Below are 7,371 nucleotides of genomic sequence, written 5' to 3'. Positions count from 1 at the left end.
ACTCGAAGGCTAAGTCTAACTCGGGAACGTTGAGGGAGACGGTGGCTGGGTTAGAGATAGCGCCATCATCAKCTTCTATGGTATAAGTAAAGCTATCCKTACTGGTAGATGAACCGTCATGGCTATAGGTGATTGTTCCGTTAGGGTTAACGGTGATAKTACCGTAGTCTGGTAAATCAACTACTGTGACGGTATCTGGGATTAAAACACCATCAAGGTCGCTATCGTTATTAAGGACGTTAATGGTAACGGTGTTTCCGGTGCGGACCGTGGCGTTATCATCATTAGCGGTGGGGGGTTGATTTTCTTGGATAGTCAGGGAGACGGTGGCTAGGTTAGAGATAGCGCCATCATCATCTTCTACGGTATAAGTAAAGCTATCCGTACTGGTAGATGAACCGTCATGGCTATAGGTGATTGTTCCGTTAGGGTTAACGGTGATAGTACCGTAGTCTGGTAAATCAACTACTGTGACGGTATCTGGGATTAAAACACCATCAGGGTCGCTATCATTGCTCAATACATCAATGATAACGGACTGGCTTGGTTCTACTCTGACTGTATCATCGTTGGCTATGGGTGGCTGATTTCCGAGGGAGACATCTTCGGGGACAATGGGAGCCGCCATATTGAAAAAGTAATCGACCTGGGAGGTAAACATGGCTGGTGATTTTCCAGCATGACCTGCAAATAACCCCACTTCTTGGACTTGTAAATCACGGATAAAACTGCCAACTGTATTCCAATTTATACCATCTCCAGAAGATTTGAGAGTCCATAAGTTTCCTTGTCGATTTACATTCAAATATCGAGCTTCTCCCGTAGCCACGGAACCAGAAACCATCACACGGGAACTACCATTAGTGGTAGAAGCACCAAATACTGATAAACCTGAACCAGTTTGAGATACATTAAACCTTAACCAATTCCGCTCATCTTGCTCTACCAAAATTCCCTGCATTTGCTTGGCTACAGTGGGGTCGGAAGCAAATTTAATTTCTAACTCAAAATCTTCGTTGGCGGCGGGTTGCATGAGTCGCGCAATGGTCCGATTTTGATTCCACAAATCAGTATTAGCGGGGACAGAAAGTTCTAAATAAGCATCACTTGTCCCGGTTCCTGTTAAAGCATAGGAGGAATTGGCTAGAGGTTTAATAAAATTCCATTCTGGCTTGAGGTTGCTGCTATTAAAGTCATCGGAGTTGAAGGCTAAATCTAATTCCGAAATACCCAGAAATACAGTGGCTTCGTTGGAGGTAGCACCATGATTATCTTCGACGGTATAAGTAAAGCGATCGCCACTGATATAGGAACCATTATGATTGTAAGTAACTACCCCATTTTGAATACTAACAGTGCCGTGGTTGGGTTCAGTAACGATAGTTACAGTATTCGGCATCAAGCTACCGTCAATATCTTCATCATTACTAAGAACTCTAATATTAACACTATTTCCTTGGCTAACTCTACTGTGATCATTATTGGCGATCGGTGCGAGGTTTGGTCGCTCTTCTCCATAGGGAACAACTGTAACATCACCAAAAGTGGCATCATAATAGTGAGCAACTAGGAGCAATGAACCATGAGACAAGGCTCTGAAATCTGATGATGATTTAAAGGATTGACGATCCCATTCTGTGGGTTCCGGTTCGCTTTCTTCCCAAACTTTAAAGCTATAAATACTACCATCATCTACCGTCTGCGATCGCATCTTGAAATTGTAGGTATTCCCGGCTTCCAGCGTGATATTTCTGCCACTATTAAAGAACGTTGTTCCTTCTAAAGACAAGCCACTGCTCATGTGATAAAAACCAATTTCCCCATGGGTGCGCCACTGAACATAAGGCTGGGTCCCACCATCGGGTTGATGTCCTTTCCATCGCATTAACAGACCAATTATCCCATTAGTATTAGTTTGATGAATCGTAATGGGAACAGTGGCTTCGTAATCATCCCATCCAATGTCACCAATAGCAATTAAGCGGTCATAACCTGTTTCAGCCGTGCGGACTCCATCATCTGTTAAAGTCCACAGACCATCTACCACTTGTGCTACATCGTTAATTTGATCAACTTCACTCCAGTCAATGGAATAAGTTTTCGGCCAAGCATTTCCTAATTCATGTTTAATAGTGACAGATTCGGTAGCAATATGACCCAGTGTATCAACTGCTGTAATGACAACTATATCATCGTGATCAGATGCGGGGTTGAGATCAGTGTAAGCAATTTCAACGTTAAAGTCTCCATTATTTTGTAAACGGAGATTTTGATGTTGACCATTACCCTTAAATAAAAGGGGAACTTCCGGTCCTTGATTGAGTGAGTAGTTTAGAGAAGATATACCATCTGGGTCGGAAACGTTACCAAGGATATTCACCCAAACTAGAGGCTTACCAATATGACCGAAACTCTGTTCTGAACCATACCAGATATCAAGAACGGTGGGATTTGGGTCTGCTGATGGTTCTTGAATGGTGATGCTAACATTGGCTAGGTTAGAGGTAGCGCCATCATTATCTTCTACGGTATAAGTAAAGCTATCCGTACCGCTAGATGAACCGTCATGGGTATAGGTGATAGTTCCGTTAGGGTTAACGGTGATATTACCGTAGTTGGGAGAGTCAACTACCGTCACCGTATCTGGGATKAAAACACCATCAAGGTCGCTATCRTTATTAAGGACGTTAATGGTAACGGTGTTTCCGGTGCGGACCGTGGCGTTATCATCATTAGCGGTGGGTGGCTGATTTTCCTCGATAGTCAGGAAAACGGTAGCTTCGTTAGAGGTAGCGCCATCATCATCTTCTACGGTATAAGTAAAGCGATCGCTACTGGTAGATGAACCGTCATGGCTATAGGTGATGGTTCCGTTAGGGTTAACGGTGATATTACCGTAATCTGGTAAATCAACCACCGTCACCGTATCCGGGACTAAAACACCATCAGGGTCACTATCATTACTAAGGACGTTAATGGTAACGGTGTTTCCGGTGCGGACCGTGGCGTTATCATCATTAGCGGTGGGTGGCTGATTTTCCTCGATAGTCAGGAAAACGGTAGCTTCGTTAGAGGTAGCGCCATCATCATCTTCTACGGTATAAGTAAAGCGATCGCTATTGGTAGATGAACCGTCATGGCTATAGGTGATGGTTCCGTTAGGGTTAACGGTGATAGTACCGTAGTCTGGTGAGCCAACCACCGTCACCGTATCCGGGACTAAAACACCATCCGGGTCGCTATCATTGCTTAACACATCAATGACAACAGATTGTAATGGTTCTACTCTAGCCGTATCATCATTGGCTATGGGTGGCTGATTTTCAACTGGTTCTGGAGTAACAACCTGACCATCTTCTGGAATAATAGGAGCCGCTGTATTAAAAAAGTAATCCACCTGGCTGGTAAACTGAGGAGATGATGAACTGTCAGCATTTCCCGCAAATAACCCCACCTGTTGGACTTGTAAGGCTTCCGTAAAACTCCCGGCTGTCGTCCAAGTTGAACCATCAGGGGAATAGTTGAGAGTCCAGACATCCCCAGTGCGGTTAACTTTCAGGTGTCGGGCTTGTCCGGGTTGTACCCCCATACGAATCATAGACCGGGAACCACCGTTACGGGTCGAACCCGCAAATAAGGCTAAATCTGAATTAATTTTAAAGACATCAAACCTGAGCCAGTTGTTATCATCTTGCTCTACCAAAATCCCCTGCATTTGCTTATTTAAGGCTGGGTCGGCGGCAAATTTCATTTCTAACTCAAAATCTTGGTTTTGAGCCGGCTGCATGAGTCTGGAGGCGCTACGGTTGCGATTCCACATATCAGTAGCACCAGGGACTGATAGTTCTACATAAGCATCTGATGTACCTGTTCCGGTGAGTAGGTAGGAACTGTTATTGTTGGGGCTGATAAAATTCCACCAGGCATTGAGGCTGTTGGTGTTGAAGTCGTCGGACTCAAAGGCTAATGTGTGGCTGTAGGTTGCCATTGTGACTTGGGAAAATATCGAATCAGTATCGATAGGGTTTCCTATGCTGGCCTGAAAATCCCAGTCTCCCCCTAATTGGTGATTACCTGTGGGGGTAGTTGAGGCGCTAATATTGGCACCAGTGAGTTGATGCAGTTGTTGGAGGAAGGTTTCCCCCCTGGGTCCGGCGGCGACTCGGCAACCATAGAGGATAATAGAGCTATGGTGCAGTTTATGGTTGAGGGTTTCGAGGTGTTGGCTGTAGTGGGGAAGGGTTTCTGAGGTGAGTTCCACATTTCCCAATTTCAGACAACCTGGTGAGCCGTGGCAGATGATGTGAATTTGTGCGATCGTATTATATTGGTGTAGGGTCTCCGCTATCTGTAGGACACCATCTCTGTTGGGGGATAAAATTATGACATCTGCCACCGCGCGAAGGCCACTAATCAACTCCCGATAATCTTTAACCCCGGAGTCAATTATTACTACCTGTTGACCAGTGTTAAGACTTTCCGATACTCTGAACGGCGACAATGGCCATTCCAAGGGGAAGGACTTTGAGTTAATATCGGTGGCTGTGGGGTTAATCATGGGTGAGTTGCTAGGAACCTAAAAAGCTGATGGCAAGCTGCGGGAAGAATCACTCAAGTCTCAGTCTGAACTGACTGATGGACCTAATTTCTTCGATTTTGTCATATATCCGTGAAAATACGGAGTAGTTTACAGAATCTTTACTTAAAGGTTTAAATAATGATGCTCATTGTAAAGCTAGGCTGAGATTTAACCCGTTCTTCCGTCTGGGGTTTACTGTAAGGTAGTATGAGACATCAGTTATGAACTTGATAATCCGGTGGTGAGTCACACGGTGGCAGACTTTACATAATATTTTCGATTGCTATAGTAGGGTAAAATCAATATAATGGGTGGTTATCATCTAAAATATCATGGTACTGGTAAATTTTGAGAATTCCAAATATCCAAGGCATTGGGAGTAAAAGAGAGCGCAAATGCAGAATTTTATCAATCGGTTTTTTTTCATTCTTCCGGCTTCCCCCAAACAGTTAGTGATTTTAGTGATTTTATTTGTCCTAATGTCAGTGCTAGAAGCCTTTGGGATTGGCATGATAGGACCATTTTTAAGCCTAGCCAGTAATCCCGATTTAGTTAATGACAGTGAACTGGTTGCTTCCATATATGCGGGATTAAATTTGACAGAAGCATCCCAAGGTATAGCATTATTGGGATTATTTATTATTGGTTTATTTACGGTTAAATCTTTCTTAAACTGGCGAATTAAAACCTATGTCTTTGGGTTTTGTCTGAAAGTTCGTGGGAAATTGTGTGAAAAATTAATCCAAGAATATCTGTCTGTACCTTATACTTTCCACTTATCTAAAGATAGTGCCTCAGTTATTCAATGTATAAATAATTACACCAAAGCTTTTGCTCTCGACATTCTAATGCCTATCCTCAATTCATCTGCTAATTTGATGATTATTATAGCTTTGAGTGGACTGCTATTGCTTACCAGTAAATTAGTGGTAATTGTTTTAATATTTCTGTTTGTACCTTTAATTGTCATCCTGAATGCTTTTAAGGATAAAATCAAATACTGGGGAAAGCGTGTGAGTTATGCTGATGAATCGATTATTCGTATTGTTAATCATAGTTTAGGAGGTATTAAAGAAACTAAGGTAATTGGCTGTTATGACTTTTTTGAAGAACAACTGAGTTATCAATCACGGGAATATATAGAGGCGGGAACTTTATTACTTTCTTTTCAAATTGTCCCTAGAATATTAGTTGAGGCTATTTTAATTGTATTTTTAGTGGGAATCACATCAACTATGATTTTACTGGGACAAGATATTGATGGATTAATTCCGGCATTAAGTATATTCGCTTTGTCATCAATTCGTTTACTACCAGCTATTTCTAATTTGAGTAAAGATGTGAGTAAATTGCGGAGTATGACCTATGTATTAGAAAGATTAAGTCATGATTTACGAGAAATTGAAACTCTCAAAAACAGCGAAGTTTCAAATCGCACCGTAGTTACAGAAATTAGTCAATTAGCTGACCATAAATTCAAGAATAAAGATTTTGGTCAGATTATTTTGAAGGGAGTAACTTATGAATATCCAGGTTCTGAATCCCCAGCAATTTCCGATGTTTCTTTGTCGATTAGTAAGGGAGAATCTATTGCTTTTATTGGTCAGTCTGGAGCCGGCAAGACCACGTTAGTGGATATCATTCTGGGGTTATTAATACCCCAAGGGGGTGATATTAAAATTGATGATATTTCTATTTATAATAATTTGCGATCGTGGCAAAATATGATTGGCTATATTCCCCAGTCTATTTTTCTAATGGCAGATACAATTGAGAGAAATATTGCTTTCGGGGTGGCTGATGATTTAATTGATCATAAACGTTTACAACAGGCTTTAGAAATGGCTCAACTTATGGATTTGGTCAAAGAACTTCCCGATGGAATAAATACGATGGTGGGGGAAAGAGGAGTGCGCCTTTCTGGGGGTCAACGCCAACGAATTGGTATTGCTCGCGCTCTTTATCATGAACGGGATATTCTGGTGTTAGATGAGGCGACTTCGGCGTTAGATAACGAGACGGAAAGTTTGGTTACTGAGTCGATTAAATCTCTGAGTGGAATTAAAACTATGATTATGATTGCTCATCGTTTGACTACTATACAACATTGCGATCGCATTTATGTCATGGATAAAGGCAAGATTATTAACTCAGGTACTTATGAAGAAATTGTGATAAGTAAAACCACATAAAATTATCATTAAATAAATTAAGGATAACAGCTTTGAAAACTATCGCCCTAATTGACAATCACGAAGGAGGCCATCACCTAGCCTACTTAAGACTTTATACCCAGACTTTACTCAATTTAGGCTGTCGAGTCATCACCTTGAGTCGAGAACCAGAACAGGTCAAAAATTGGGTTAATGTTCATTGTCCTAAGTCTAGTGAGTGGCTGTATACTTTCCCCATTCAAGGAACAAAAATTCCTAAGTTTCCCGGTATTGGAAAAATACCCCAACCCCTAGCTATACTAGAAAGGTGGCGACAGGCGGCGTTAGCGGTACAAGGGGCTTCCTCAAAAATTGGCTGGTATCCAGATCTGGTATTTTTCAACTGGTTAGATAGCTATTTGAGTCACTATTTAACACCGCTGTTAGTCGATCGCCTTTTTCCTTACCCCTGGTCTGGACTATATTTTCAGGTGGGAGATCTTCGCTTTCAACCCCATAATTTACCCCTAATTAATCTGCCTTTGATACACTACGGAGTTGCTAATTCTTGTCGATGTAATGCTTTAGGTAGTTTAGATGAAACTCGCCTAGAAGCTATGCAATAACACCTAAAAACTC

Annotated in this window: 3 protein-coding genes; 2 read left to right on the top strand and 1 reads right to left on the bottom strand. The window is 41.9% G+C overall.

The genetic code is table 11. The annotated features are described in order from the left end of the window. Window positions 1-4,558 (bottom strand): Ig-like domain-containing protein (locus B9T16_RS23445; RefSeq protein WP_410245902.1); only part of this gene is annotated, 4,558 nt, incomplete at its 3' end. 416 nt (window positions 4,559-4,974) lie between these two features. Here B9T16_RS23445 and B9T16_RS23440 point away from each other — a divergent pair. Together B9T16_RS23440 and B9T16_RS23435 are read left to right on the top strand one after the other, a co-directional pair. After that, a complete protein-coding gene (locus tag B9T16_RS23440) occupies window positions 4,975-6,771 on the top strand; it encodes an ABC transporter ATP-binding protein (protein ID WP_410245901.1) in 1,797 nt (598 codons plus the stop codon). Window positions 6,772-6,803: 32 nt separating this feature from the next. Beyond that, on the top strand, window positions 6,804-7,358 hold the full coding sequence (locus B9T16_RS23435; RefSeq protein WP_410245900.1) for a hypothetical protein: 555 nt from the start codon (window positions 6,804-6,806) through the stop codon (window positions 7,356-7,358). Window positions 7,359-7,371 lie beyond the last annotated feature (13 nt).

Origin of the sequence: Arthrospira sp. PCC 8006 (assembly GCF_046480465.1) — a bacterium.
In the GTDB taxonomy this organism is placed as follows: domain Bacteria; phylum Cyanobacteriota; class Cyanobacteriia; order Cyanobacteriales; family Microcoleaceae; genus Limnospira; species Limnospira platensis.
This window is presented reverse-complemented; position numbering and strand designations above follow the sequence as displayed.

Bases quoted from the DNA above. Each gene is read 5' to 3' on its own strand.
- B9T16_RS23440 (WP_410245901.1), top strand. From the start codon at position 4,975: ATGCAGAATTTTATCAATCGGTTTTTTTTCATTCTTCCGGCTTCCCCC.